Genomic DNA, 26,323 nt, shown 5'->3' with positions numbered 1-26,323 from the left:
ATGTCGGCCTCATCCGAAGAAGCTCTGTATTTTGTTGTCGGTGATGAATATTCCGGTGACCGTTTAGATAAAGTGCTCGCACAGCTGATGCCTTCTGTGTCGCGCGCACGACTTCAGACCTGGATTGAACAGGGGGCGGTTACCGTCAACGGTGAGGTTACGGAGAAAATCCGCACTAAAGTGGCCGCCGGCGATGAAATTGAGGTTTTGGAGCAGCCAAGCCCCGAAGAGCTGGCTTTCAAACCGGTTCAAATGCCGCTTGATGTTATTTATGAAGATGACGATATTCTTGTTGTCAATAAACCTGCGGGTTTGGTTGTTCATCCGGCTGCAGGCCATTGGGATGACACGCTTTTAAATGGTCTTCTTGCCAGAAATCCTGAATTAAAGACTTTGCCCAGAGCCGGTATCGTTCACCGGTTGGATCGTGATACAACCGGTTTAATGGTTGTCGCCAAGACGCTTGAGGCGCAAACCGATCTTATTCGACAGCTCCAGGCTCGAACGGTTAAGCGTGAATACTGGGCCATTGTTCATGGTCAGGCTCCGCAAGCCGGTTTTATTGATGAGCCGATTATGCGGGATCCGCGTTCACCGATTCGTTTCTGCGTGGGACAAGGTCCAAGAGCTAAAGAAGCTAAAACCCATGTACGGTTGGTCGATTTTGCTTATGTTCCCGGAGTCGGTCAGACACCATTGTCGGTTTCGTGGGTAGCCTGCCGTTTGGATACAGGACGCACGCATCAGATTCGCGTACATATGCAGTGGGCAGGATTTCCGCTGGTGGGCGATCCGCTCTATAAAGGTAAAATGAGCAAGTTGCCGGAAGGTTGTCCGCTTTCACTCATAAAACGGCAGGCCCTTCATGCCTCTCGTTTGGGGCTTGAGCACCCGAGAACAAAGGAGCTTATGCAATGGTTTGTACCCGCTCCCGACGATTTAGCTCAATTGATGACAGAAATCGGTTTTGCTCCGACTGATGAACCGGTCAGTGTTTTTGAAAATAGGTGAAAAATGATTGACGATACGACAAAACCTGCATTAGCCATTTTGCAGCCGGATTGGGATTCTATTCGGCCGGCCAATGTGGATGCTTTGATGACGCTTCGCGCAGGCGGTGTTTCTTCTGGTCCTTTTGGTGACAAGGACGGTATCGGTGGTTTTAATGTCGGTATTTACACAGGCGATGTGCCGGTATGCGTCAATATGAATCGTAATTTGGCCGCACAACTGGTGCCCACGGATCCCAAGTGGCTCAAGCAGGTTCATGGAGATCGCGTGGTCGATGCCGAGACAGCTGCACCGGAAGAAGAAGCCGATGCAAGCACAAGCATTACGCCCAATGTTGTCTGCGTGGTCCAAGTGGCTGACTGCTTGCCTGTTTTGATTGCAGAGAAAAACGGCAAGGGGGTTGCGGCTGTACATTGCGGTTGGCGCAGTCTGGCGGCGGGAATTCTTCAAAAAACCATTGAGCGGCTTCGCGAGCGAATCGGCGATCCCGATGCCCAATTTATCGCATGGTTGGGTCCCAGAATCGGTGATGATGATTTTGAGACGGGCAGTGATGTCCTTGAAGCCATGCAAACAAGTATTGACGGGGCAGAGGTTGCCTTTAAGGCCAACGAAGATGGCAAATACCTTTGCTCATTGACGACTTTAGCGCGAATGGCTTTACTGCAAGTCAAGGTCGAAGAGGTCGTTGAAGCCCGTCACAGCACTTATGCCAATCCCGAACTCTTTTATAGCTTCCGCCGTGACGGTAAAACGGGACGTCATGCGGCGATGATTTGGATTAAAGGCTAAACATGCAAAGAATTCCTCGAATCGGCGTTGTTTCCATGGGCTGTCCTAAAGCGCTCGTGGATTCCGAAAGGATCATGACCCAGCTTCGTGCCGAAGGATATGACATTGTCGGCTCCTACACGGATGCGGATTTGGTGATCGTCAATACCTGTGGCTTTTTAAATGAAGCCGTTGCAGAAAGTGTCGATGCCATCAATGAAGCAATGCACGAAAATGGACGAGTTATTGTCACGGGGTGCTTGGGGGCTAAAAAGCATTTGGACGGTACGCCCTATTTGGATGATGTCTGTCCTGATGTTTTGGGAGTGACCGGTCCGGGCGAATTCGATAAGGTCTATGAGTTGGTGCACAGGCATTTGCCTCAGCCGCATAGTCCCTACTGGGATTTGGTTCCGAAAGCCGGTTTAAAGCTAACGCCATCGCACTACGCGTACTTGAAGATTAGCGAAGGCTGTAATCACCGGTGCGCTTTTTGCATCATTCCGCAGTTAAGAGGAAAACTCGTCAGCCGACCGATAGGTGAAGTGTTGCGTGAAGCTGAATTACTGCGCGAAGCGGGCGTTAAAGAGCTGATGGTGATCAGTCAGGATACGTCTGCATATGGAGCCGATTGCCGTTATCGGATTGATTTTAATGATCAAGGGAAGGCGCTTCAGACAAAACTCTACGATCTAGCCCGAGAGTTAGGGGATATGGGCATGTGGATTCGTCTGCACTATGTTTATCCTTACCCGGCAGTTGATCAAGTGGTCGAATTGATGGCCGATGGAAAGATTCTTCCTTATCTGGACATCCCGTTTCAACATGCTCATCCCCGTGTGCTCAAGGCAATGAAGCGGCCCGCTGCAACGGAAAAAACATTGGAACGCATCCAAGCCTGGCGCAAGATTTGTCCGGATTTGACGATTCGATCAACATTCATTGCCGGTTTCCCCGGGGAAACGGAAGAAGAATTCCAATACTTGCTGGATTTCCTTCAGGAAGCACAATTGGATCGCGTGGGTTGCTTTGCTTATTCACCGATTGAAGGGGCGGCTGCCAATGAATTGCCCGGTGCTTTGCCCGATGAAGTCCGTGAAGAGCGTCGGGATCGCTTCATGCAGGTGCAATCAAAGATTTCAGAAGAAAGAATGGCCCGAAAGATCGGTTCTATTCAAAAGGTCATTATTGATGAACCTGAAGATGAAGATGGTGTGGCAATCGGACGTACAACGGCTGATGCCCCTGAAATTGACGGCATTATCTATGTGACGACCGATGCTCACCTCAATCCCGGCGATATTGTTGACGTGAAGGTGACGGCTAACCAAGAATACGACCTTATCGGCCGTCATATTCCGTAGGTTGCAGGCATTTGGCAATGCGTATCAGAAAACTTTTGAAATCGCTCTTTTTGGCAATCCTTGCGATTGTTCTTGTTATTGAGGGCTATTACATCGCACAAGTCCTCTGGTACAGCATTGCCCCTGTAGAGACCTCCGCTTATATTGAAAGCGAAAAGGAACGTCTGGGACGCGTTCAATTTAAGCCTGTTTTATTGAGAAATGTCGCCAATGACATGGTTCGCGCCACGGTGGCGGCTGAGGATGCAAGGTTTACCGAGCATTTCGGCATCGAATGGGAAGCGACAGGCGAAGCTTTTGTCAGTAACGTGATTGAGGGCGACCGTGCTCCGGGCGGCTCCACAATTACACAGCAAACGGTTAAAAATCTTTTCCTCACTCATGAAAAGAGTTACTTGAGAAAAGTTCAAGAAATGATTTTGGCCTTGGTTATGGAAGCGACTTGGTCAAAAGGCAGAATTCTTCAGACCTATTTGAATATTGCCGAATTTGGAGAAGGAATTTTCGGTGTCGAGGCTGCTTCGCGCCATTATTACGGTATCAGCGCCAGACGATTGTCTCATTGGCAAAGCGTTTGGCTTGCGGCCATTCTCTCAAACCCCAGGTATTACGAAACGCATGGTTCGACGGACTGGCTTCGTCATCGAATTGATGTGATTGAGGGGTCAATGAAAGAGCCCCAATTTGCGAAAATCAACAACAGGATGCCTTAGCGTGGCGTTCGGCGACGCGTTTGATTAAAAGCAGATAGGCTAGCGCTGAATAAATAATCCCTTGCGCTAAGCTCACACTTAATAAAGAAGCGATTTCAGAAAGTCCAGCGCCTTCTTGACTGGCCAAAACAATTGCCTGACAACCGGGTGTTGTCGGAATGATCCAAGCAAAAGGCAGCGCCCAAGCGGCGAAATTTTCCATCGGAAAAACAAGACCGGATAAAAACACGCTGGGAGCAGAAGCTAATACAAGTCCAGCTGCGTATCGATTAGTATTCATCCAAAGCGTCAGAAATACAGCCAAGCTTGTCAAAGAGAACGTAAAAGCCAAAACAGCTGCAATTGTTGAGAGAGGATTGACGAGTGTTGGCATTGTCAACAGATGCAGCCCCATTGATTCAATAAAGAAGGCCCAGAAAAGAGAGATAACCCAAAAACCTAAAAAGACCGGGAAAAAGGTACGCGTCTTTTGCATCGCCTCAGAGAAAAAGGCAGGAGGTTGCGCCGAAGAAAGCCAGCCGCCCAAAGCGATGCCGACACCAAAGAGCATAACGGCTTGGACAATAACGATAGCAACCATGGGTACGGTGTAGTAACCGTAACCGGCCACGTTGTTAAAAAGGTCTTGCGAAGTAAATGGAGCAGGAGTCATAGCCATTTGCTTAACAAGAATGGGGTTGAGACCTTGGCCAACTAAGCGTGTTGCCGCTTGTGTGATATTTTCGTCTGTCACAATCGTCAATACCGAAGCACTGACAGCTCGCCCCTTGACAGGCAGTGCGCCGTTACTGAAAACCGTAACGACCGTTTGATCTCCACGCTGTATGTCTCTAGCGTAATTTTCAGCAATAACGACAATCACATCAGCCTTGGATTGTGAGAAAGCTTTTTTTGCCTGCTCGAAATCCGCAGTCTGCAAAACTGTGTTGATGGACGGAGCCGATTGGAGTTTCTCAACTAATTCGTGAGAAGCGCGGCTTTGATCCATGTCGACAATCGCGGTGGGAATTTTCACAATGATTTGATTGTCGTAGGGCATCCCGTAAAAGACCAGGTAAAAAAGCGAAGCGATGGCAAAAACCATGAAGCTTTCGCTGGACAAAACGGCCGTACGGATTGTTTCAATGAAAATACGCCAGGCACTCATGATCGCACCTCGCTTTCAGCGGCAACTTCATGAGCAATGCGCTTTTTAAATAATGCGAATCCAACCCCGAACCAGAGTAGGGCAAAGATCGCTAATTTCCCCAATGTGTAAAGCGAACTCGTCAATGGTGCATTGAGAATCCATTCTTGGCCCTGAAAATGGAAATAATGTGTAAGGGGGAAAGTCATGGCTAACCATTGAACCGGTTCGGCCATCGAGTCCAAAGGGTAAGAAAAGCCCGTGTAGGGGAAAATCGGAGCGATATAACCGACTGTGCAGCTTAAAACAATAACCCAACCCAACGGCATGAATACCCCAATCAGGAATAAGGGCAAAAGCGTCATTACCGCCATGAAAAAGGCAAGTCCAATGAGCCACAAGAGGAGGCTGCCCTGTACCCACCAACCGAGATAACCGGTCATGACGGCGATGTAGACAAAGCCATAGAATGTGTAAAGAATCCACCAGGGAATGGCTTTCCCAAGAAAAGCAATGAGTGGACTGCCTTTGGCAACATCAAGCCAAAGTTTAACTTTTTTGTCGTGCCACTCGGCAAGCAATCGGCTCGCCAATGCCAAGGCAAGCCCTAAATGCAAAATCCCAGGAATTAACGTGGGCAGAATATAAGCTTGGAAGTTAAAGGCGATGTTGCCCAAAGTAATCGAATGCACACTGATCAACTCGGTTGCTCTTTTGGCTTGCTTTTCGTTTAACCCTGCCGTTTGAGCCAACTTCACTAAATTTTCTTTTTGAAAAGCAAGCAGCGCCTGTTTGATATCCAACTCTAGAGTTGTGGCTATTGCATAAAGAGATTTGGGGAAATAAAGCTCAAGCGAGGAAGCATCAGGCTTACCGCTTCGATCGAGCCACCGGTCAGGAATAGTGAGGTAGGCGTAGATATCAGAACGCCTCAAGGCTTTTTGCGCTTCAAGCGGGGAATCGTAGGAGACTAATTTAACCGAAGGAAGCGCATCCAGTTTCGCCTCTAATTCGATGGATTCGGGTTGATGGTCAAGATTGACCACGCCGACCGGTACATCACGGATCATCCCTTGGCCAAAGAGCCCTGCAATTAAAAGACACCAGATGACAGGCATAACGATAAACATCGCTATGTCCCACGGACTTCTGAGAACAGTCCGCACTTCTCGACAGATGCTTTCAATCAGCGCAACTCTGACACTCATGGTCATTGCCGTTTTTTAGCGGTTGACGATTACGCTCATGCCGGGACGTAAATCGGATACGGGCTGAACAGGCCGTGCGCGAACTTCAAAAGTTCTTAAGTCATAGCCGCTGGATTGTCGGGTTGCACGCCAGGTTGCGTAATCGCCTCTTGGGTTAATAAAGTAAACCTTAAATTGGACGTTTTTGGCATTTAACGCGGGAATCTCAGCTGACAGCACTGCCCCCTTAGTGATTTTCGGCAAGTCGTCTTCACGGATGTTAAAGACCGCCCATTGATCTGAAAGGTCAACAAGGGTAGCCAATGGCAGCCCTGCAGCAGCGACCTCACCGATTTCCACATAGATTCGAGAGATTTCACTGGCAATGGGGGAGGTTACATTTTTTTCTTTAACTAAACTTTCCACCTGTTCAACACCGCCTGTGGCTTGTGCCGTTAAAGCGGTGGCTGCCTGCTTTTCCTGCGTTCTTGCTCCGGTAAGGGCAATGTCATACTGCTCTTTAGCAGCGGCAAGCAATTCGTCAGCGCTTTTCTTCTGTGCAAGCGCCTCGTCGTGCTTTTGTTTAGAAATTAAGCCTTCGCGATAAAGAGCATGAACACGATTAAATGTTTTTTGTGCCAATTCCTGACCGGCTTGAGCCCTTTGCATTTGGGCTTTGGCGGCACGAATTTCCTGAGGTCTTGCACCTTCATCCACGAGACTTTGTCGGGCGGTTGCCGCAGACTTTAAGGCTTCAACTTCTTTGAGTTTAGCCTCAACTTCGGGAATATCCAGCGTCATAAGCAGTTGGCCGGCGCTTACCGTGTCACCTTCATGGACGGGAAGAGTTTCAACACGGCCTGTCACTTTGGCTGCTACATCAACGGTTTTAGCCTGCATGACGCCGTACAAAGGTTCTTCGGACGGATGAGTTCCCATCCAGAAACCAACCCCCAAGACAAGCAAGCAGGCCACTGCTGCCGCGCTCAGTAATACCGGTTTATTTACTTTTTTCGTGTTCGATTCTGTCATTGTTCTACAACCGTTATATCGGGACGCTTAAAGGTGTCCATGAAATCCAACATCGTACCGCTTGCTGCGTGCAACAAACTATAGGCTACAACGAATCGGTAGGCTGCTACGCGTTGAGCAACCTGAGCGGCAATCAATTTATTGCGAGCATCATTGACATCATCAATGGTTGATAACCCTTCTTTAAATGATCGTTCGCGAAGTTTTACATTTTCTTTAGCCAGATCAATGGAACTCGTGCTCAAACGATATTGTTCCAAAGCTTGGTTGCTCTTAAGCCAAGCGACTTCAACCACTTTGTTGATCTCATTTCTGGCTTGACTTTGAGCTGCTTGAGCTTTATTGACCAGCGCCTGAGCGCTGCCGACGCGTGCCGAGCGGTCGCGGTTGTCCCAAAGAGTAAAACTGATGCCGATTCCGGCAATCCAATCCGGTTCGGGCAAAGTCAGGTAATGCTTGATCATGTTGTAATGACCGAAGAGGTATACCTGCGGGTGATAGCTGCCTTTGGCGGCTTGTACACCCATGCGTGCCTGTTCATGCTGCGCTTCAAGTGCTTTGAGCGTCGGGTTGTTGGCGAGAGCCAGGTCTTGCCAGTAAGAAAGTGTTTTAAGGTTTTTCGTGACAAACATCGGCGTATCGAGCTTACCGATGGTCTCTTCACGGAGTAAATCCGCAAGTTCTGTTTCGGCCACTTTTCGATCCGTTTGAGAACCGATAAAGTCTCTTTCGGCCGCATCACGGTTGACTTGAGCGCTCATGCGTTCAATTTTGGCAATCATGCCGGCTTTCTCAAAGCGTTTGGCGCGGTTCAAGTCACGTTCTTGCTGCTTGAGTAAATCGGCACGAAGTTTTTCAACACTGCGGGCCAACTGCACACCAAAATACTTCTGAACCAAAAGCGAATCGAGTTCATCCTTGGTTTTATCGTGACCGGCTCGGGCCTGTCTTAATGCAGCCTGCGTTGCATTTTGTTTTGCACTGATAGCGCCGCCCGTGTAAATCGGCCAAATCATGTCAACGGAAGCTCGTGGGCCGGAAATATCTTCTTCAAAATCAATCTTGAATTTATTTTGACCGAGAACATTTGAAATGGAACCCATTCCTGGGAGAGCAGCCAATCCTCCAAGTTGCCCTGCAAATGGATTATCAAAAGACATATTGATGTCTTTTCGTCCCTCAACCTGCTGAGCGTTCAAACTGATTTTGGGCCCGCTTAAAGAACGGGATTCCTTGACTTGCTGTTGCCTTTGCTCAATGTCTGCCTGACTCATTTTGAGCATATCGGCTCTTTCTTGCATGAGAGCCCGTGCATGCTCAAAGCTCACTCCCGCGCCATAGGCGGGAAATGCACTGACCAGAGTGCAAATTGTGGCTGCCAAAAAAAGTTTTTTCATAAATTAATAAGACCTTATTTGGCTTCATTGTAGCCGCAAATATCAGTAATTTTCATTACCATTTCGGGTATGATCGAGCGCTTTGACAAAACCTCTTAGATAAGCCAGGCGTGACTCAATGGTCGGCGTCGATGTTTCAATTTTGAGTTTTGTTGCGCCCATCATGCGCATATTTTTGCTCTTTTGCATGAGTTCAATTAAACGCATGGGCTCAAAATGCGGTTTAGCAATGAAAGTGACAATAATGACCGATTCCGTCGCTTCGATACGTTCGATTCCCAGGTGTTGACAATACAGGCGCAAACGATGGGTTTCAATGAGCGTATTGGCTTCGGTGGGCAGTTTCCCGTACCGATCACCAAGTGCCTCTCGTACGGTTTCAATAGCGTTAAAGCTTTCACAGCTAGCTAATTCTTTGTAGAAAGATAAGCGTTGATGGACGTCTTCAACATAGTCTGAGGGTAAAAGCGCCGGTGCATGAAGGTTGATTTCCGCCATGGCTTGAAACGGCGCGTCCAGGTCAAAAGACTCATTGTTGCGCATGCTCTTAACCGCGCGTCTGAGCATTTGGTTATAGAGATCGTAACCAACAGCGGCAATTTCACCTGACTGATGTTCACCGAGTACTTCACCGGCGCCGCGAATTTCCAAGTCATGCATCGACAGATAAAAACCGCTACCCAAGTCTTGCAGATTTTGTATGGCTTCCAAACGCTTTTGAGCATTTTGCGTCATCGCCTCTTTACCAGGTGTGAGTAAATAGGCATAGGCCTGATGGTGACTTCTACCGACACGACCACGCAGTTGGTGCAATTGGGCCAAACCGAATTTGTCGGCACGGTGCATGATAATCGTGTTTGCAGTCGGAACATCAATACCGGTTTCGATAATCGTTGTGCATAACAGCACGTTGTAGCGCTGTTGGTAGAAATCACGCATGACCGATTCAAGTTCTCGCTCATTCATCTGCCCGTGACCGACAACGATGCGGGCTTCGGGAATGAGCTGTGTGAGCTGCTCTCGTCTGTTTTCAATCGTTGAGACGTCGTTATGAAGAAAATAAACTTGTCCGCCACGCTTTAATTCACGCATGACAGCCTCACGAATGACTTCCGGTGTCTCCTTTCTGACAATGGTTTTAATGGCCAAGCGCTTTTCGGGTGCCGTAGCGATAACAGAGAAAGATCGGATACCTTCCAGGCTCATGGCAAGTGTGCGCGGAATCGGGGTGGCGGTCAGTGTCAAAACATCGACTTCAGCACGAAGTTTTTTAAGTACTTCTTTTTGTCTGACGCCGAAACGGTGTTCTTCATCAATGACAACCAATCCTAAGCGGGCAAAATTTACTTTTTCGGATAAAAGCTTGTGTGTCCCGACAACAATATCAATCGTGCCGTTCTCAAGGCCCTCAAGAACTTGTGTGCTTTGTTTAGCGCTTCTAAAGCGCGAGAGTTCAGCTACGCGAACGGGCCAGGCTGAGAATCGGTCTTTAAAGGTATGAGCGTGCTGCTCGGCCAATAGAGTGGTTGGGCAGAGAATAGCAACTTGCTTTCCGCCCATGACCGCGGCAAATGCAGCCCGAAGAGCCACTTCTGTTTTGCCGAACCCGACGTCCCCGCAGACAAGCCTATCCATTGGCTTATCCGCCTTCATGTCATCGAGCACCGCTTCAATGGCAGCTTGCTGATCGGCCGTTTCTTCAAAGGGGAAACTTTCAGCAAAAGCCTCATAATCGGCTCGGGAAAAGCGGAAAGCGTGTCCCTGACTTTTTTCACGCATTGCGTAAAGATTTAAAAGTTCCGCTGCCGTATCGCGAACCTTTTCCGCCGCTTTTTTCTTAGCTTTTTCCCAATCATTCTTTCCCAAATGGTGAAGGGGAGCATGTTCGGCGTCACTGCCGCTGTAACGGGAAATAAGCTGAAGCTGCGCAACCGGAACGAAAAGCTTTGCATCATTGGCATAGTCAAGCCGTAGAAACTCTTCCTTTCCATTGGCCGTGTCAATCGTTTGAAGCCCCGCGTAGCGACCGATACCATGTGTGATATGAACAACAGGATCGCCGATTTTTAATTCTGCGAGATCGCGAATCATCATATCGACGTTGGTGGTGTGAGCCTGACGTCTTAAAGTGCGACGGGGCGCTGTGGCGTAAAGTTCCGTTTCTGTAAGAAGCGTTATGCCTTCAGTACTTAGTCCTTGATATAAAGGTCCTACTGTCAGCATCACCGGTTCAGTGTCGCTTACGAACTCGTTAAAACTATCAGCGTAAGGAACTTTGAGACCGTTTCGGTCAAAAAGCTGACTGATTGTTTCGCGGCGACCGACACTGGGGGCCATGATTAAAACGCGATGCTTCCGAGTTTTTTCTTCATCAATGAGTCTTTCCAGATTTTCAAGAGGCCTATCGGCTTTTCGGTCAACGAGAACGCGTGTGCTGATTGGGCTGTCTTCCGTTTTACCTTGAAAGCGAACAAAGCGCTTGAGCTCCGTGAAAAAGCCCTCGCTTGTCTCATAGAGCATTTCAACGGGTAAAACCGGTCTTTCCGGATCTGCTTTTAAAAATTTGTACCGGCCTTGAGTCTCTTCGATAAAACGGTTAAGTGCGGTTTCCACATCGCCCAGCATTCCGATTAACGTGCACTCTTCATTGAGATACGAGAAAAACGTTGCCTTTTCTTCGAAAAATAGGGGGAGGTAGTACTCAATGCCGGCGTTGATAATGCCGTGAGTGAGGTCTTTATAAAGAATGGCCTTAGAGGGGTCGCCAGTGAAAAATTCCCGCCATTTTGCTCGGAAATCAACTAACGCTTGAGCATCGGTGGGAAATTCTCTACCCGGCAACACTCGGATTTCATCCACCGTTTCCAGCGATCGTTGTGAATCCGGATCAAAGGAGCGAATAGAATCAATTTCCGTGTCAAAAAGGTCTAAACGAAATGGTGTTTTAGCTCCCATGGGGAAAATATCAATCAAACTTCCGCGAACACTGAATTCACCGGGAGCGACGACTTGACTGACATTTTGGTAGCCGGCGCTCACCAGTCTTTCCCGAAGAGTAGCCGCATTAATTTCTTCGCCTTTTTTAAAGAAAAAGACTCGTCCGGATAGATAAGCGGGGGGCGCGATGGTTTGCGCCGCAGTGGTCCCCGTCAGTAAAACAACATCAATTTGAGAACGCGATTCATTGGGATTGGCTAGTTTGTAGAGAATTTCCAATCGCTCGCTGACCAAATCCTGATGAGGACTAACCAAATCGTAAGGTAGGGTTTCCCAATCCGGAAAATAAACAACATTGAGTTGCGGGGCAAAGTAGCTGATTTCATCTTTGAGTCGAAGACACTGAGAGGCATTATCGGCAATAAGAACAAAGAGTTTCCCCTCTTCCTGCGTCTGCAGTGCAGCCTGAGACAACCAAAGTGAATCGGCACCGCTTGCACCTAATGTGAGTGTTCTTTTAGCTTTATTGCTAAGGTGGGAGATGTCCCTTCTGATTCTGTCGCGAAGATTATCAAACATGTTTGCCCCTTATTTATTCAGAGCGTAATTATGGCTACTTTTTTCTTTTTTCGTTTGTTGGCTTCTGTAGTGTTCGATTCTTTGAATCTTCTATACAATCGGTGCCCATAAGGAGAGTTTCCATGGCTTTAAGTGGCGACGCAAAACTTTGGCGTGGCATTGTTTGTACACTCGTTGGTGGTATCGGCTGGGGTTTTTCAGGCGCCTGCGGACAATACTTGTTTACTCATCAAGATGTTCGTCCCGATTGGTTGACTGTTGTTCGAATGGTGATCGCGGGCATCTTGCTTTGCGTGGCTTTTATTCCAACGCATTATCGAGCGATGCGTCCGATTTTTAAACTGGGTTTACACTGGCTATGGTTATTGATTTATGCCTTAGGCGGTTTAATGATCAGCCAGTTTGGTTACTTAACAGCGGTTGAGTACACCAATTCCGGCACAGCTACGATGCTGGTTTATTTCAATCCGGTTTTCATTTTGGCTGCCGTATGTTTGATCCAGTCCAGGCTTCCGATGCCTCGTGAGATTTTAGCGATCATTTGTGCCTTAGTGGGAACCTTTTTTGTGGCTACTCACGGTGACCTTAGCCATTTAGCTATTTCTGCTGAAGGTTTGTTTTGGGGGCTAACCAGTGCATTTGGTATCGCAGTCTATACGATTTTACCGGCCCGCTTTCTTTCAAAATACCCCACTCAGGCTCTAATGGGTATAGGGATGTTGGTAGGTGGACTGATTACTGGTTTCATTATCGATTTCCCTTCAATCAGTTTTCAATTGGATACATACGGCATTGTTGCTCTGATTCTGATTATTCTGTTAGGGACAATTGTCGCTTTTATGCTTTATATGCAAGGTGTATCGGATTTAGGCAGCGTCAAAGCGAGCATGATCGCCTGTGTTGAGCCTATATCCGCAGCTGTCTTTTCAGTCGTCTTTTTCGGTACGCATTTTGCAACGATGGATTACTTGGGCTTTGCCTGCATCCTTGCTACCATATTCATTCTTGGCAGGCGCTAGAAAGGTTTATCGGTATGTCCAAACGTATTTTGTTGATCCCGGCCGCAGGGGTTGGGGAACGGATGAAAATCGGTTATCCGAAGCAATATTATCCCTTGCTTGATAACACATCCATGCTTGAAGTGACCGTGAATCGGCTACAGGATATGCATCTTTTTGATCAGATTGCGGTAGTGGTGTCCAAGAACGATTCCTACATTGAACAGTGTCATTTTCACGGAGATGTTTGTATTTTCCCCTGTGGGGGAGAAACTCGGGCGGAATCTGTTTTAAATGGTTTGGTGGCATTAAATCCGACAGATGATGATTGGGTCTTTGTACACGATGCAGCTCGTCCTTGTCTGGATCGTGAATCTGTTGAAAGACTGATGGAGGCGATTGAGTCGGAAGCGATTGACGGAGCAATTTTGGCTATGCCCGTTACCGATACGATTAAGTGGGTCGGCTCTTGCGGTCTCATCGAAAAAACCATCGACCGCTCGCATTGCTATCGGGCGCAAACTCCTCAGGTATTTCAAGCGGGCGCTTTACGCGCCGCATTAGTTGAGGCAAAAGGGGCTGTAACGGATGAAGCAAGCGCGATGGAAGCGCAAAATGCAAAAATCCGAATTGTGGAGGGCTCCGCTTTTAATATTAAGGTCACTTATCCTGACGATATAGAAATTGTCAGAAACTATTTGTTGAATTCAGAACAGAAGAAGGATTGAAAATGAGTTTTCGTATTGGACAAGGCTATGATATTCACCGCCTGGTTGAGGGCCGTCCTTTGATTTTGGGCGGTATTACGATTGATTACGAAAAAGGACTTTTGGGTCATTCTGATGCCGATGCGCTTTTGCATGCTATCACCGATGCTCTGTTAGGCGCAGCCGGATTGGGGGATATCGGTCGCCATTTTCCGGATACTGATCCTGCTTACAAGGATGCGGACAGCAAAATTTTATTGTCCGATGCGGTCGGTCTTGTGGTTAAAGCCGGTTGGGCAATCGTCAATGTGGATGCTACGGTCATTGCACAAGCGCCTAAACTTGCTCCCCATATGGAAGCCATTCGAGAATCCGTTGCCAAGGCAATCGGCATTGATCTTCAACGCGTGAACATTAAGGCCAAGACCAAGGAAGGGTGCGATGCCGTCGGCCAAAAAGAAGCCATTGAAGTTCACGCCATCGCACTGCTTGAAGCTTTTTAGTATTCAGGCGTGATGATTATTTATTTCTAGGCAAAAGCGTATCGGTTGGTGCTGTTTGTTCTTCGAGAACCGGTTTTTCGTTTCGTTTATTGGCAAGCGGCATCACCAATTCAACGATTAAGCCGTGCGGGTGGTTCGAAGACAGCTTGATGTGACCGCCTGAACGTTTAACCACACGAACAACGATGGCGAGCCCCAGACCGGCCCCTTTCGCACCGCCGCGAGCCGTGTCTCCGCGTTCAAACGGACGGACAATTCGAGCCATTTCTTCAGCAGGAACTCCAACACCTTTATCACAGATGCGAAGCATTGCTTCATCGCCTTGACGCAGAACCTGAATGTTCAATTCCAAAAGTCCTGACTCAGGCGTTCTGCCGTAGCGGTCAGCATTGACGAGCAGATTTTGGATCGCACGGACAAGTTCAGTCGGATGAGCCATCACGAAGAGGTTACCCATTAGGCTCGTTTCAATCTTCACATCGTCTTTGGTGCGCAGGCGCATGTCACCAATCGTTTCATACACCATTGCCCCAAGGTCAACCCGTTCAAGCGGTTGCTTACTGCGTTTGGCATAGGCCATGAATTGGTTGACGATGCTTTCCATTTGCTCAAGGTCGCTCACCATCGCGTCGCGAGAATCGTCCGGCAAATCAGCTAATTCGATTTCAAGGCGCATGCGGGTTAAGGGCGTGCGTAAGTCATGGGAGACACCGGCTAATAGCAGTTCTCGGTCATCTTCCATGCGCTCGAGTTCTCGCACCATATGGTTAAAGCTGTGATTGACGGCTTCAATTTCGGCAGTTCGAGTGTTTTCCGGCAGGAGATCGGGTTTTTCCCCTCGTCCTAATTTTTTAGCCGCTTCACTTAATTGAGCCAACGGTTTAACTGTGCGTTGTGTGAGAACCGTCGCACCAAGGGTGCCAACTAAAAAGGCCACAAATGCCCAGAAAACCCAAGTCGTGCCGAACGGGGGATCCAATAGGTCGTTACGGATCAATAGCCAATAGTCATCGCCTTCAATAACCATGGATACCCAAACGCCTGTTTCGCCGTTGACTTCACCGGCGACGATCGTGCTGTTGCCTAAGACCTCTTTTGTTTGACTGTCAATGAGTTCAGCGATATTGCCTTGAGCATGTAAGGGTTTCCAAGTATCGGAACTTTCTTTCGGGATAATTCGCACGCCCTCACGATAAGCGAGCACATGCAGCAAATCGGGACGCGCATTGGGATCAGAAGAAATCAAGGCGTAACGCGTCAGATTAACGGTTGAAATAATCTGCTGCGATACACCTTTCGAAAAAGGAACCTCGGATAAAACACGAAAGCTTTGAAGCCACGCGAGAGCGGTGATGATCAATAAGAGCATCAAAAGGGTAAAGGTCCGCCAAAATAAACTCGGTGACTTCAAAGGCATATTGAGTTCCTATTATTGTTGATTCGATTGTCCACCGTCTGGGATGAACACGTAACCGACACCCCAAACCGTTTGCAGGAATCTGGGTTTAGAAGGATCGGGTTCAATCATTTTACGCAGACGAGACACCTGCACGTCAAGCGAGCGGTCAAAAGCTTCATATTCGCGGCCGCGGGCAATCTCCATCAATTTGTCGCGAGACAAAGGTTGTTTGGGATGGCGAGCAAACGCTTTTAAGACAGCAAATTCACCGGTTGTAAGGGGAACGGGTTCGCCGTTTTTACGCAAAACGCGCGTGCCGAGATCCAATTCAAATTCGCCGAATTTAACCACTTCGTCGGTCATCGAAGGTGCACCCGGAGCATCCGCAGCCGGACGACGGCGAAGTACGGCATGAATACGGGCCAAAAGTTCTCTCGGGTTAAAGGGCTTCGGAATGTAGTCATCGGCCCCCATTTCCAAACCAACGATACGATCAACGTCTTCACCGCGGGCGGTGAGCATAATGATTGGGGTCGTGTCTTTTTGTTCGCGCAGACGACGCAGAATCTGCAATCCGTCTTCGCCGGGCATCATGAGGTCCAAAATCAAAGCATCAAAGCGTTCACGAAGCCACAAACGGTTCATCGTCACACCGTTATCGGCCACAAACACTTGGAATCCGTTTTCGCCTAAGTAGCGGCGTAAAAGATCACGGAGACGGGGATCGTCGTCAACGACTAATAATTTGGGTGTACGTTCTGACATGATATTTGTAACTCACTTTAAAATGTAATTGAAGAAAAAATCGTTTTTGTTACATTTATATTTTGATCAAATTTTTGAGTTTGTAAAGGGGGTAAATGGCTTTTTTACACTCAATTACACAAAAGAAATGACATTAAAAATTCGTTTCACCTTTTTGAGTTATTTATCCTTACTATCTGCCTTGTATAGAAGATCGGCCTTTGGGCAAAGGAAATTTTGATGCAAAGACCCTGTCATTTGAAAATGATTACGTTCGCATTGTGTGCAGGTGTTTTTACCTGTGCTTCTGCGCACCCATTTTTGACTCCGATAGCCGAACATCATAATTCCTCAACCCCTTATTATGCGGGTGAACCCATTGATCAGATGCTCTTTTCAATGCCGCAATCCGATGGCAATCCCAAGCTCTGGACGGAGATGAGTGCTAAGGAAAGAGCGGAGATATGGCCGTTTCTTTCTCCAAAGATGCAGCGTTACTATTGGCGAAGCATGACAGAACCCGAACGTCGTGCGATGCGTGCTGAATTTAGCCCCTCTATTAATGAAAAGTTCCGCAAACGTTACGTTTCGCCGTCCGAGTGCGATGGGCACGTTGTCCGACACCGCCTTTCACCTGAAGAAAGAGCACAAATGCGTCGGCAAATTCGGGAAATGCATATTGAATACTATCGATTCCGTCATCAAAGAGCACCGATGCCGGGCGCTGAATCTCAATCAGCACAATCAACTCAACCGGCCACTCCGGCTGAGTAAATCAACCTTCTGAGACTTCTCGTGCTAAGATAGCCCATCATTTTTATATTAGTGTGAAGATGGGTAAACCAGTCTTATTGGCTTTTGATACAGCCACCGAATATTGCTCTGTTGCCTTAGCTTATAAAGCGCAGGTTTATTGTCGTACCGAAAAACTCGGTAATTCTCATTCTGAATGCCTGTTACCTTGGATCGACGAGCTGATTAAAAATGCCGGTATTTCTTTAAAGGACCTTGACGGTATCCTATTTAGTAGCGGTCCCGGTTCCTTTACCGGTTTGCGTATCGCCTGTGGTGTTGCTCAGGGATTAGCGTATGGTCTGGATAAAAAATTGTTGCCGACCTCAACACTCACCGCTCTGGGTTATCACTATCGTGATCGTGGCAAACGTATTGCCGTCCTAAATGATGCTCGGATGAACGAGTGTTATGCCGCTATTTATGAAAATAGCGACGGTCGCTTTAAGGTTCTTCAACCTGAACGATTGGTAAAACCGGAAGAAGTGCAACTGTGGCTCGAGCAAAATGAAGTAACCTTTGTGGTTGGAACCGCTATTGGCGTCTATGACATGAATCTCAAAGTCGAGCATCTTTATGCCCACCCCGATGCCTCTTATATGATTGAGTGGTTTAATGGTTGCCGAGATACAGCCGATCAACTTTGGGTAGATCCTGATAAGGCAGCTCCCATGTATATTCGTGATCATGTCGCGCTCACTATTAACGAACGATTGCAAGGAGCAAAACTTTGACGTTGCGTTTTTGCTCGGCTGCTGAGACAGATTTGGAAGCCATCAGTCAATTAGATGCCAGTGCTTTCGAGTTTCCCTGGAGTTTCGCTGATTTTGAAGGTTCTTTAAAAGCCGGACATCAATTTTTGTTATTAAAAGACGATGACAGGCTTTTGGGTTTTGCTGTTTACATGCAGATTTTTGAGCAATCGGAGCTTTTGACCATCGCCGTTACGCCGTCTGAACAGGGAATGGGGTACGGTAAATTGATCTTAAATGAGGTTCTTGCTCGCTTAGCGGCCAATCAAGCGGAGAGCTTATTTTTAGAAGTTCGTGTCAGCAACACGCGTGCTCGCGCTTTGTACCATTCGGTCGGTTTTCAAGAAATTTCTTCTCGAAAAGGTTACTATCCGAGTCGTGACGGTCGGGAAGATGCGATTGTCATGCAAAAATTATTGGGGAACTAATGGCTGGCTATTCAAAAGAGACTGCGCGCCTATGGATGGCGATGGACATCGGACCGCTGTGGATCGGACGGGACGAGGATGACCCATTGTCTCCGCAGTCTATTGCAAAAGACAGCACCGCAAAAGAAATTACTACTGCCCCAAAGTCGGTTGCGGAACAAAATTCCACCCATTCAGACGCCTTTAAACCCGCTTCAACAGTTAATAAGACGCCGCCTCACGAGCACTCAGTGCTGACGAGTCCGGAATCGCATAAACCAAAGACATATGAACTCAAACCGATTCGTCGAAGTTCCGCTGAGCCTGGCATTGTAGAAGTTGATTCCGAATTGTTGACTCGGGCACAAAACGCTGACTGGAAGACGCTGCAGACGTTGGTTTCTCAGTGTACAGCCTGTAAAGCCTTGAGTCAGAGCCGGCTTTCAACGGTTTTTGGAACGGCAGAAAAGACTGCCAAGATGGTGATTGTCGGGGAAGCTCCTGGGCGCGATGAAGATCTCCAGGGCAAACCGTTTGTTGGTAAAAGCGGTGAATTGCTCGAAAACATCCTTCGCTCTTTGGGCTTAAGGCGTGGAGCTGATGTGGCTATTATTAATGTCTTAAAGTGCCGTCCGCCCAATAATCGTGATCCTCATGACAATGAGATCGCCGCTTGCGCGACATTTTTAACTCGTCAATTGGAATTGTTGGATCCGAAAGTGATCGTTTTGTCAGGCAGAATTGCTTCCCATGCTTTGCTGAAGACGGAAATGTCTACCGGCAGACTTCGCGGTCAAACCCATCATATTGAAGTTAATGGTAAACCGATCCCAACGGTTGTCACCTACCATCCGTCCTATTTATTGCGTTCGCCTACAGAGAAAATTTGCGCTTGGCGTGACTTCAATCTCGCAAAAAAGCTTCTGCTTGAGCTTTCCTGAATAGAAACTGATTTTTAGTGACGTTTTTCTTCACCGATCAGGTGAGTGGAGTCGTATTCGCGTTGATTACGGAAGTGTTTATAGATAACCAAAAGCATGGAAATCAGAACAAATAGTCCGAACGTTACCATGGTGGCCGGTGCGCTCATGCCGAAATGAATCAAAAGTGAATAGATCCCAAGCATGATGAGAATCGAGAGGTTTTCATTGAAGTTTTGCACTGCAATGGATTTACCGGCACTCATCAGAACATACCCACGATGTTGCAGTAAAGCATTCATCGGGACAACGAAAAAGCCCGCGCAGATACCGACAGCAATCATGATGCAAACCGCAACCGACACAGCCCAGGTTACGTGAACGCCAAAACAGTCAAAGCCACCGACCGGAACCATTGATTGGTTGAAATAGGCTGAGCACGTAACGAGTGCCCCCATGATGACACCCATCCACAGAACCTTGAGAGAATTTTTCAGACTGATCAGTTGGGCCGCGAGAACCGCGCCAATGGCGATGCCGATACTAACAACAGCCTGAAGAATAGCGCCTTCGGATAAATTCATGCCGAGGGCATATTCGGCCCACTTTAAAACAAGGAACTGTAATACGGCGCCTGCGCCCCAAAAGAGGGTTGTGACGGAAAGCGAAATTTGTCCCAGACGGTCTTTCCACAAAATGGCGCAGCTTTTATAGAAATTCTTAAGAGTTTCGATCGGTGTAAAGTCAGCTTTGGGATAACGGGCTCCGGTATCTGGAATTAATAAGTTGACGGCAGCGGCAGCTAAATAGATTAGAACAATAATAGAAATGGCCGCTTGTGCCGGGGTGGCGATACCTAAAGCCACAAAAGGAAAGCCCGAGTGCAAAATGGCGTAGCTCACAGCGTCATTAATCAAAACGCCGCCCATTACAACCCCTAAAATAATCGAGGCAACGGTCAGACCTTCGATCCAACTGTTAGCTAACACTAATTTAACCGGAGGGAGAAGTTCGGTAAGAATGCCGTACTTGGCAGGGGAGTAGGCTGCCGCACCAATACCGACGACAGCGTAAGCCAAAAGCGGATGCGAGCCAAAAAGCATCAACAGACAGCCGCCGACTTTGAGCATGTTGGTCAGAAACATCACTCGGCCTTTTGGCATTGAGTCGGCAAAAATTCCGACATAGGCCGCCAAACAAATGTAACTGACAACAAAAAAGAGTTTCAGAAGCGGGGTCATCCAGTCAGGCGCATTCATTTGCGTCAGGAGCGCAATGGCGGCAATCAGCAGGGCATTGTCGGCCAGGCTCGAGAGAAACTGAGCGCACATAATGGAATAAAAACCGCGATTCATGAATAATCCCAAATTTCTTAAGCTGAACGATTCTAGCAGATCAACGAAAGAGTGTAGCTGATTGGGTATTAGGGAGAAGTCCCATTGAATTCAAGAAAAAGTTGAATTAAGCAGAAAAAATTAGGCCCGCTGCGCTAAGATTAGACGAATCTTTTTGTGAAGCTTTTAGATATTAGAGAAGAGTTATGCCACGTCCTATTGCAGCCACCATTCACATGGGGGCACTCAGACACAATCTCCAACGCATGCGTGAGGCAGCCAACGGTCGCACACTTTGGGCAGTTGTCAAAGCAAACGCCTATGGTCACGGTTTATTGCGGGCAGCCCGTGCTTTCGAGGCCGCTGACGGCTTGGCCATGATTGATCTTTGCGATGCTCAAAAGGTTAGGGAACAGGGGTGGAAAAAACGGATTTTGCTTTTGGAAGGTTTTTTTGACGCCACGGATATCCCTTTATTGGAAAAATGTGACATTGAAACCATCGTTCATAATCGTCATATGATTGAGCTTTTAAAGGCTCAGGCTCCTTATGCGTCTTTAAAAGTTCATATCAAAATTAATTCCGGTATGAACCGCTTGGGGTTCCTGCCTCAAGAGGAAGAAGAAATTCGGGCGCAACTTCAAACAGTTGAAGGCGTTCAAGTGATGGGCGTTGTTACCCACTTTGCCAATGCTGAACCTACCTACGGTCATGAACGACCGGCGACTGTTTCGATTCAATTAAATCGGATGGACAAAATTCAACCGATGCCGAAGAACCTGTGTATGGCTAATTCTGCCGCTACGCTTTGGCAATCCGATGTAAAGGGTGATGCTGTTCGTGCCGGGGTGGCACTTTATGGTGTAAGCCCCGACAGCCACTACAGTTCTGCTGATCTTAATATCCGACCGGCGATGACCTTATCGGCCAAGATTTTGGCTATTCAAAATGTTCCGGCGGGCGAAGCAATCGGTTACGGTTCTCGTTTCGTTACCCATCGTGATTCGCGTATAGCCGTTGTTGCTTGCGGTTATGCTGACGGCTATCCTCGTTCAACCCCTGATGGCACGCCTACCTTTGTTGAAGGCAAAATTGCTCCGATTGCGGGAGCTATTTCCATGGATATGCTCACGATTGATGTTACGGATATTCCCGAAGCTCAATTAGGTAGCGAAGTGGAACTTTGGGGAGCGAATATCTCGGTTAATGATGTCGCAAAGCGGTGCGGTACGATCGGCTACGAACTCATGTGTGCGATAGCCCTGCGTGTTCCGATGCTCGAAGATGAAAATTAGTCCATATGGCAACAAAAAAGAAAAAAATTGAATGGGTTTGTTCCGAGTGCGGCGGAACCACGGTCAAGTGGGCTGGTCGCTGTCCCCATTGCGGTGAATGGAACACGTTAAAAGAATTTGTTGTTGAAACAGGGGCTGCCGCGCGATTTGGTGATTCGCGTCATAAAGGTTTGGTCAGCGCTTCAGAAGTGTTGGACTTGAACGATGTTCAGGCTCAAGAGGTTCCCCGTATTGTTACGGGCTTTCAAGAGTTTGATCGAGTTATGGGCGGCGGTCTTGTTTGTGGAGGCGTCTCCCTTATCGGCGGAGATCCCGGGATCGGTAAGTCCACTCTTTTACTTCAGGTGATGCATCGGCTTGTTCATCAGGATGTGCGTTGCTTGTATGTGAGCGGAGAAGAAAGCCCGGGGCAGATTGCTTTACGTGCTAAACGTTTAGGTCTTGAGCCTCAAGGTTTGAGGTTGATGAGCGAAATTCAGTTGGAAAAGATTGAGGCGACACTTTTGGAAGAAAAACCCCAATTTGTCGTTATTGACTCTATTCAAACGCTCTTTTCAGATCAGCTTGAATCTGCGCCCGGTTCCGTGACGCAGGTCCGTGAATGTTCAGCAAGACTGACTCGTATAGCTAAGAGTTCAGGCATTACTTTAATCTTTGTCGGTCACGTGACAAAAGACGGCTCTTTGGCCGGTCCCCGTGTTTTAGAGCATATTGTCGATACGGTTCTTTATTTTGAAGGGGATACCCATTCCAATTTCAGATTGATCCGCGCTTTTAAAAATCGCTTTGGTGCGGTCAACGAATTAGGCGTTTTTGCCATGACCGATAGGGGACTGAAAGGCGTCAATAATCCGAGCGCTATCTTTTTGTCAGAACACAAGGCCAATGTTCCCGGTTCTGTCGTTATGGTTACGCAGGAAGGAACCCGCCCATTGCTCGTAGAAGTGCAGGCGTTGGTGGACACAACCCATCTTCCCTCACCTAAACGTTTGTCTGTTGGTATAGATCAACAGCGCCTTTCGATGCTATTGGCTGTACTTCACCGGCATGCAGGATTGGCCTGCTTTGACCAGGATGTATTTGTCAATGCAGTCGGCGGGGTTAAAATTACCGAACCTGCTGCCGACTTGGCGGTATTAATGGCGATATATTCTTCACTGAGAAATCGTTCTTTGCCTGAAGGATTGGTTGTGTTTGGCGAAGTGGGGTTGGCAGGAGAAATCCGACCGGCGCCCAGAGGCCAAGAGCGTCTGAAAGAGGCGGCTAAATTAGGTTTTTCCCGGGCCATTATTCCTCGAGCAAACGCTCCGAAACAGCCGATTGAAGGACTTGAAATTATTGCGGTTGATCGATTGAGTAACGCAATAGATGCCATTCGTTAAGATTTTTAAGCGAGAAGAAAATGAAAATTACGAAAATTTTGGCTTCTGAGGCAACCCCGGCAAAAGCCATTTTAAATCGTGCTCAGCATGTGGCTTTAACTAGCCTCGAACGTGATAATCTGCCCGCTCAGGTTATTGTGAACGGGGTGACTGTAGAAACAGAAGTAAGCGACAAGCGTCCTTTGGAAGTTGGTGATGTTCTCTTGGACGATGCCGGTCATTTCTATGTTGTTGATGCTGCTCCCGAATCCGTTCTGATGATCAAGGGCGATGAAGAATTCGCCGCGGAAGCTGCCGTGGCTCTCCTAAACCGAGGCATTCGTGTCGCTCAGGTTGAAAATGGTTTTGCGATTGCTAAAGACGAAGCCTTGCAGCAATTGTTGACTGATGCAGGCTTGGAATTTGAAGAAGTGATGATGCCTTTTGACCCGATTAAGTTGCCCAAACGTCATCATGGAGGTGGTTGTTGCTGTGGCGGGCACCACCATCATGAGCACGGTGAAGGCTGTGGTTGCCATGGCGGACATCACCACCACGATGAGGGTGAGGGATGCTGCTGCGGTCATCATGATCACGAACACTCTGAAGGCTGCGCCTGCGGTGGGGAGCATCATCACCATCATCATGAAGACGGTGAGTGCTGCTGTGGCCGCCATGATCATGAAGAGGGAAGTGAGTGCGGCGGCGAACATCATCACCATCATGAGGATGGATGCTGTTGTGGTCATCATCATGACCATGATGAGGAACATCACCATCATTCTCATCAACGTCATTACCATCACGAAGAAAAGAATAAAGCCGAATAACAATGAAGATCAGGGCGTGAAGTTAAAGCTTCTCGCCCTTTTTTGCTATGAGTATTGAAAACGTAAAAGCCTATCTGAACGAAAAAGGAATCGGAGACTCTTATATTGAATTTCCGGGTTCAAGTGCTACCGTCACCTTAGCGGCGGAACAATTGGGATGTGAGCCTGATCGAATTGCGAAGTCCCTGGCTATCAAATTAAAAAGCGGACGGCTGCTCGTTATTGTTGTCTCCGGTGAATCGAAATTAGACAATTCAAAATTCAAAAAGCTTTTTAAAGAAACTTCACACTTTTGTCCTGCTGAACTTCTTCCTGAGCTTTTCGGTCATCCGATGGGAGGAGTTTGTCCCTTTGCACTTAAGGACAATGTTGAAATCTTTTTGGATGAAAGCTTAAAAAAATACGATATTGTCTATCCGGCCGCAGGAGCCCCTAACAACGCTGTAAAAATTACGCCTGAACGATTGGCTGAGATTTTATCGGCAGGTTGGGTGGCCGTTACGAAGTGATTTCAAATTTTTGAGGGCGCGTTTCTGCCAGCAGTGTTTCCGCTAGCCTTACAAGTTAACAGGCTTTCATGTACAATCTTAGCCTCGTGTGCGGGGATGGCGAAATTGGTAGACGCACCAGGTTTAGGTCCTGACGCCATTTAAACGGCGTGTCGGTTCGAGTCCGATTCCCCGCACCATTACTTCTCTATACCTTCTTAAGTGACTTTCCTTGATAGAATTCTCCTGTTTTATCAAGGAACACATCATGTTTAATTTCGTTTTTCAAAATACGACTAAGTTAGTTTTTGGTCGTGGTCAAATCGCACAACTGTCCTCTTTGATTCCGACGGATAAAAAGGTACTGATTACTTTTGGCGGCGGCAGTGTAAAAAGAAACGGTGTGTATGATCAGGTCAAGAAAGCTTTGGCCGGCCACAATGTTGTTGAATTTTGGGGCATTGAACCCAATCCGGCCGTAGAAACTTTGCGTAAGGCGGTTAAGCTTGGGTTAGAAGAAAAAGTTGACATGCTTTTGGCCGTTGGCGGTGGTTCGGTTTTAGATGGTACAAAGCTTATCGCGGCCGCCATTGCCCAACCTAATTTAGATGCTTGGGATATCGTTAAATCGGGCAGCGCTATCAAGCAAATTCCTTTTGCCAGTGTGATGACTCTTCCTGCAACGGGATCTGAAATGAACAACGGAGCAGTGATTTCCTGTCATGAAACGAAGGAAAAATTCTCATTTAGGGGTGATTATCCAGAGTTTTCCATTTTAGATCCAGAAACCACTTATTCGTTGCCTGCGCATCAGATCGCCTGCAGTCTCGCTGACATTGTTGTTCATTGCTTTGAACAATATATGACAACAACAGGGCAAAGTCGTGTTCTTGACCGCTGGGCTGAAGGCGTTATCGCGACGGCTATGGAGATTGCTCCGAAGATTCAGGCTGACCAACATAATTATGACCTCATGTGTGATTACATGTATAGCGCCACCATGGCCTTAAATAACTTTATTCGCATGGGAGTCACTCAAGATTGGAGCACGCACCAAATCGGTCATGAATTGACGGCACTTTGCGGAGTGACCCATGGTGAAAGTTTGGCTATTGTTTATCCGGGAACGATTGATGTGCTTCGTGAGCAAAAGAAAGGCAAACTCCTTCAATTTGGTTCACGCGTCTTAGGTATTAACGAAGGCACAGAAGAAGAACGTATTGATAAGGTTATCGAAAAAATTGAAGCCTTCTTCAAGTCTCTTGGCTTAGCAACGAGATTATCTGAAAAGAAGATTGGGGTTGATGTTGTTGAAGAAATCACCAGACGATTCAACGAACGCAATGTTCACTTGGGTGAAGCACAGAACGTGACGGGAGATGTTGCTCGAGAAATTTTAATGAAGAGGCTTTAATTCTTTTTTCACTTTAAAATATTTCACAACCAATTGATATTTAAAGTGAAAATAAGATCTTTTAAAGTTTCACATTAAAAGAGGATTGAGTCAAAATAATTAAAAATAAGTGGCTTACAAGTGAAGAGTTCACCAAATTAATGGTTGGTAATCACAATTTTGTTGCTACTGTGGCTATAATCAAGCGTTTTTGTGCGAAAAGTAAGATACTTCGTACTGATGACAAATTTTTAATTGGGCGGGGACTAGGTTCCCTGACTAT

24 protein-coding genes and 1 tRNA gene are annotated in these 26,323 nt (G+C 47.4%); 17 read left to right on the top strand and 8 right to left on the bottom strand.

Annotation, left to right across the window (positions count from 1 at the left end):
• The 4 genes from NW199_RS00530 to mtgA are packed head-to-tail and all read left to right on the top strand — an operon-like array spanning window position 1 to window position 3,859.
• On the top strand, window positions 1-1,011 hold the full coding sequence (locus tag NW199_RS00530; protein WP_258333265.1) for an RluA family pseudouridine synthase: 1,011 nt from the start codon (window positions 1-3) through the stop codon (window positions 1,009-1,011).
• A 3-nt stretch (window positions 1,012-1,014) separates the two neighbouring features.
• Entirely contained in the window at window positions 1,015-1,803 is a 789-nt protein-coding gene (gene pgeF, locus NW199_RS00525) for a peptidoglycan editing factor PgeF (protein WP_022473535.1), read from the top strand.
• Between the two features lie 2 nt (window positions 1,804-1,805).
• The gene (gene rimO / locus NW199_RS00520) at window positions 1,806-3,146 is read left to right on the top strand and encodes a 30S ribosomal protein S12 methylthiotransferase RimO (RefSeq protein WP_258333264.1); all 1,341 of its coding nucleotides are present in this window, start codon (window positions 1,806-1,808) and stop codon (window positions 3,144-3,146) included.
• A gap of 17 nt (window positions 3,147-3,163) precedes the next feature.
• Window positions 3,164-3,859 (top strand): monofunctional biosynthetic peptidoglycan transglycosylase, encoded by a 696-nt coding sequence (gene mtgA / locus NW199_RS00515; protein ID WP_249092277.1) that lies wholly within the window; start codon window positions 3,164-3,166, stop codon window positions 3,857-3,859.
• Here mtgA and NW199_RS00510 read toward each other — a convergent pair.
• From NW199_RS00510 to mfd, 5 genes are read right to left on the bottom strand one after another with little or no spacing between them, the layout of a single operon-like run.
• Window positions 3,840-5,006 carry an ABC transporter permease gene (locus NW199_RS00510; protein ID WP_258333263.1) on the bottom strand — a complete coding sequence of 389 codons (1,167 nt, stop codon included), beginning with the start codon at window positions 5,004-5,006 and terminating at the stop codon, window positions 3,840-3,842. The two genes, mtgA and NW199_RS00510, sit on opposite strands and share 20 nt — an antisense overlap.
• Window positions 5,003-6,193, bottom strand: coding sequence for an ABC transporter permease (locus NW199_RS00505; protein ID WP_258333262.1), 1,191 nt, complete (start codon window positions 6,191-6,193; stop codon window positions 5,003-5,005). Before NW199_RS00505 ends, NW199_RS00510 begins: the two co-directional genes overlap by 4 nt.
• 15 nt (window positions 6,194-6,208) lie before the next feature.
• The gene (locus NW199_RS00500) at window positions 6,209-7,204 is read right to left on the bottom strand and encodes an HlyD family secretion protein (protein ID WP_258333261.1); all 996 of its coding nucleotides are present in this window, start codon (window positions 7,202-7,204) and stop codon (window positions 6,209-6,211) included.
• Window positions 7,201-8,601, bottom strand: coding sequence for a TolC family protein (locus NW199_RS00495; RefSeq protein WP_258333260.1), 1,401 nt, complete (start codon window positions 8,599-8,601; stop codon window positions 7,201-7,203). Before NW199_RS00495 ends, NW199_RS00500 begins: the two co-directional genes overlap by 4 nt.
• A gap of 42 nt (window positions 8,602-8,643) precedes the next feature.
• Window positions 8,644-12,117, bottom strand: coding sequence for a transcription-repair coupling factor (gene mfd / locus NW199_RS00490; RefSeq protein WP_258333259.1), 3,474 nt, complete (start codon window positions 12,115-12,117; stop codon window positions 8,644-8,646).
• A gap of 122 nt (window positions 12,118-12,239) precedes the next feature.
• Between mfd and NW199_RS00485 the strand changes: the two genes are divergently transcribed.
• Genes NW199_RS00485 through ispF form a run of 3 tightly spaced genes read left to right on the top strand, consistent with a single transcriptional unit; the run spans window position 12,240 to window position 14,325 of the window.
• Complete coding sequence (locus NW199_RS00485; protein WP_258333258.1) at window positions 12,240-13,136, top strand: DMT family transporter; 897 nt, start codon at window positions 12,240-12,242, stop codon at window positions 13,134-13,136.
• A 14-nt stretch (window positions 13,137-13,150) separates the two neighbouring features.
• Entirely contained in the window at window positions 13,151-13,843 is a 693-nt protein-coding gene (gene ispD / locus NW199_RS00480; RefSeq protein ID WP_258333257.1) for a 2-C-methyl-D-erythritol 4-phosphate cytidylyltransferase, read from the top strand.
• Window positions 13,844-13,845: 2 nt separating this feature from the next.
• Window positions 13,846-14,325: a 2-C-methyl-D-erythritol 2,4-cyclodiphosphate synthase gene (gene ispF, locus NW199_RS00475; RefSeq protein WP_022473544.1), complete on the top strand. Its 480-nt coding sequence runs from the start codon at window positions 13,846-13,848 to the stop codon at window positions 14,323-14,325.
• Window positions 14,326-14,341: 16 nt separating this feature from the next.
• Here the strand turns inward: ispF and NW199_RS00470 are convergent, their stop codons facing one another.
• Window positions 14,342-15,742 carry an ATP-binding protein gene (locus NW199_RS00470; RefSeq protein WP_022473545.1) on the bottom strand — a complete coding sequence of 467 codons (1,401 nt, stop codon included), beginning with the start codon at window positions 15,740-15,742 and terminating at the stop codon, window positions 14,342-14,344.
• A gap of 12 nt (window positions 15,743-15,754) precedes the next feature.
• Window positions 15,755-16,489 carry an osmolarity response regulator transcription factor OmpR gene (gene ompR / locus NW199_RS00465; RefSeq protein ID WP_022473546.1) on the bottom strand — a complete coding sequence of 245 codons (735 nt, stop codon included), beginning with the start codon at window positions 16,487-16,489 and terminating at the stop codon, window positions 15,755-15,757.
• 219 nt (window positions 16,490-16,708) lie between these two features.
• Between ompR and NW199_RS00460 the strand changes: the two genes are divergently transcribed.
• Genes NW199_RS00460 through NW199_RS00445 form a run of 4 tightly spaced genes read left to right on the top strand, consistent with a single transcriptional unit; the run spans window position 16,709 to window position 19,360 of the window.
• On the top strand, window positions 16,709-17,242 hold the full coding sequence (locus NW199_RS00460; protein WP_258333256.1) for a hypothetical protein: 534 nt from the start codon (window positions 16,709-16,711) through the stop codon (window positions 17,240-17,242).
• 59 nt (window positions 17,243-17,301) lie between these two features.
• Entirely contained in the window at window positions 17,302-17,994 is a 693-nt protein-coding gene (tsaB, locus tag NW199_RS00455; RefSeq protein WP_258333255.1) for a tRNA (adenosine(37)-N6)-threonylcarbamoyltransferase complex dimerization subunit type 1 TsaB, read from the top strand.
• On the top strand, window positions 17,991-18,440 hold the full coding sequence (gene rimI / locus NW199_RS00450; RefSeq protein ID WP_258333254.1) for a ribosomal protein S18-alanine N-acetyltransferase: 450 nt from the start codon (window positions 17,991-17,993) through the stop codon (window positions 18,438-18,440). Before tsaB ends, rimI begins: the two co-directional genes overlap by 4 nt.
• Entirely contained in the window at window positions 18,440-19,360 is a 921-nt protein-coding gene (locus NW199_RS00445; protein WP_258333253.1) for a uracil-DNA glycosylase, read from the top strand. Before rimI ends, NW199_RS00445 begins: the two co-directional genes overlap by 1 nt.
• 14 nt (window positions 19,361-19,374) lie before the next feature.
• Here the strand turns inward: NW199_RS00445 and lplT are convergent, their stop codons facing one another.
• Window positions 19,375-20,694, bottom strand: a complete 1,320-nt coding sequence (gene lplT / locus NW199_RS00440; protein ID WP_022473551.1) for a lysophospholipid transporter LplT — start codon at window positions 20,692-20,694, stop codon at window positions 19,375-19,377.
• 185 nt (window positions 20,695-20,879) lie between these two features.
• Here lplT and alr point away from each other — a divergent pair, with 185 nt between their 5' ends.
• The 6 genes from alr (at window position 20,880) to NW199_RS00410 (ending at window position 26,061) form a co-directional block, all read left to right on the top strand.
• Window positions 20,880-21,968, top strand: a complete 1,089-nt coding sequence (alr, locus tag NW199_RS00435) for an alanine racemase (protein ID WP_258333252.1) — start codon at window positions 20,880-20,882, stop codon at window positions 21,966-21,968.
• A 5-nt stretch (window positions 21,969-21,973) separates the two neighbouring features.
• Window positions 21,974-23,350 (top strand): DNA repair protein RadA, encoded by a 1,377-nt coding sequence (radA, locus tag NW199_RS00430; protein ID WP_249092291.1) that lies wholly within the window; start codon window positions 21,974-21,976, stop codon window positions 23,348-23,350.
• Between the two features lie 20 nt (window positions 23,351-23,370).
• Window positions 23,371-24,159, top strand: coding sequence for an urease accessory protein UreE (locus tag NW199_RS00425; protein ID WP_258333251.1), 789 nt, complete (start codon window positions 23,371-23,373; stop codon window positions 24,157-24,159).
• Window positions 24,160-24,206: 47 nt separating this feature from the next.
• Entirely contained in the window at window positions 24,207-24,668 is a 462-nt protein-coding gene (locus tag NW199_RS00420; RefSeq protein WP_258333250.1) for a YbaK/EbsC family protein, read from the top strand.
• Between the two features lie 90 nt (window positions 24,669-24,758).
• Window positions 24,759-24,847: transfer RNA gene (locus tag NW199_RS00415), tRNA-Leu, on the top strand.
• A 68-nt stretch (window positions 24,848-24,915) separates the two neighbouring features.
• Complete coding sequence (locus tag NW199_RS00410) at window positions 24,916-26,061, top strand: iron-containing alcohol dehydrogenase (RefSeq protein WP_022473555.1); 1,146 nt, start codon at window positions 24,916-24,918, stop codon at window positions 26,059-26,061.
• Window positions 26,062-26,323: the final 262 nt, after the last annotated feature.

The organism is Parasutterella secunda (genome assembly GCF_024733725.1).
Taxonomy (GTDB): Bacteria; Pseudomonadota; Gammaproteobacteria; order Burkholderiales; family Burkholderiaceae_F; genus Aphodousia; species Aphodousia faecalis.
This window is presented reverse-complemented; position numbering and strand designations above follow the sequence as displayed.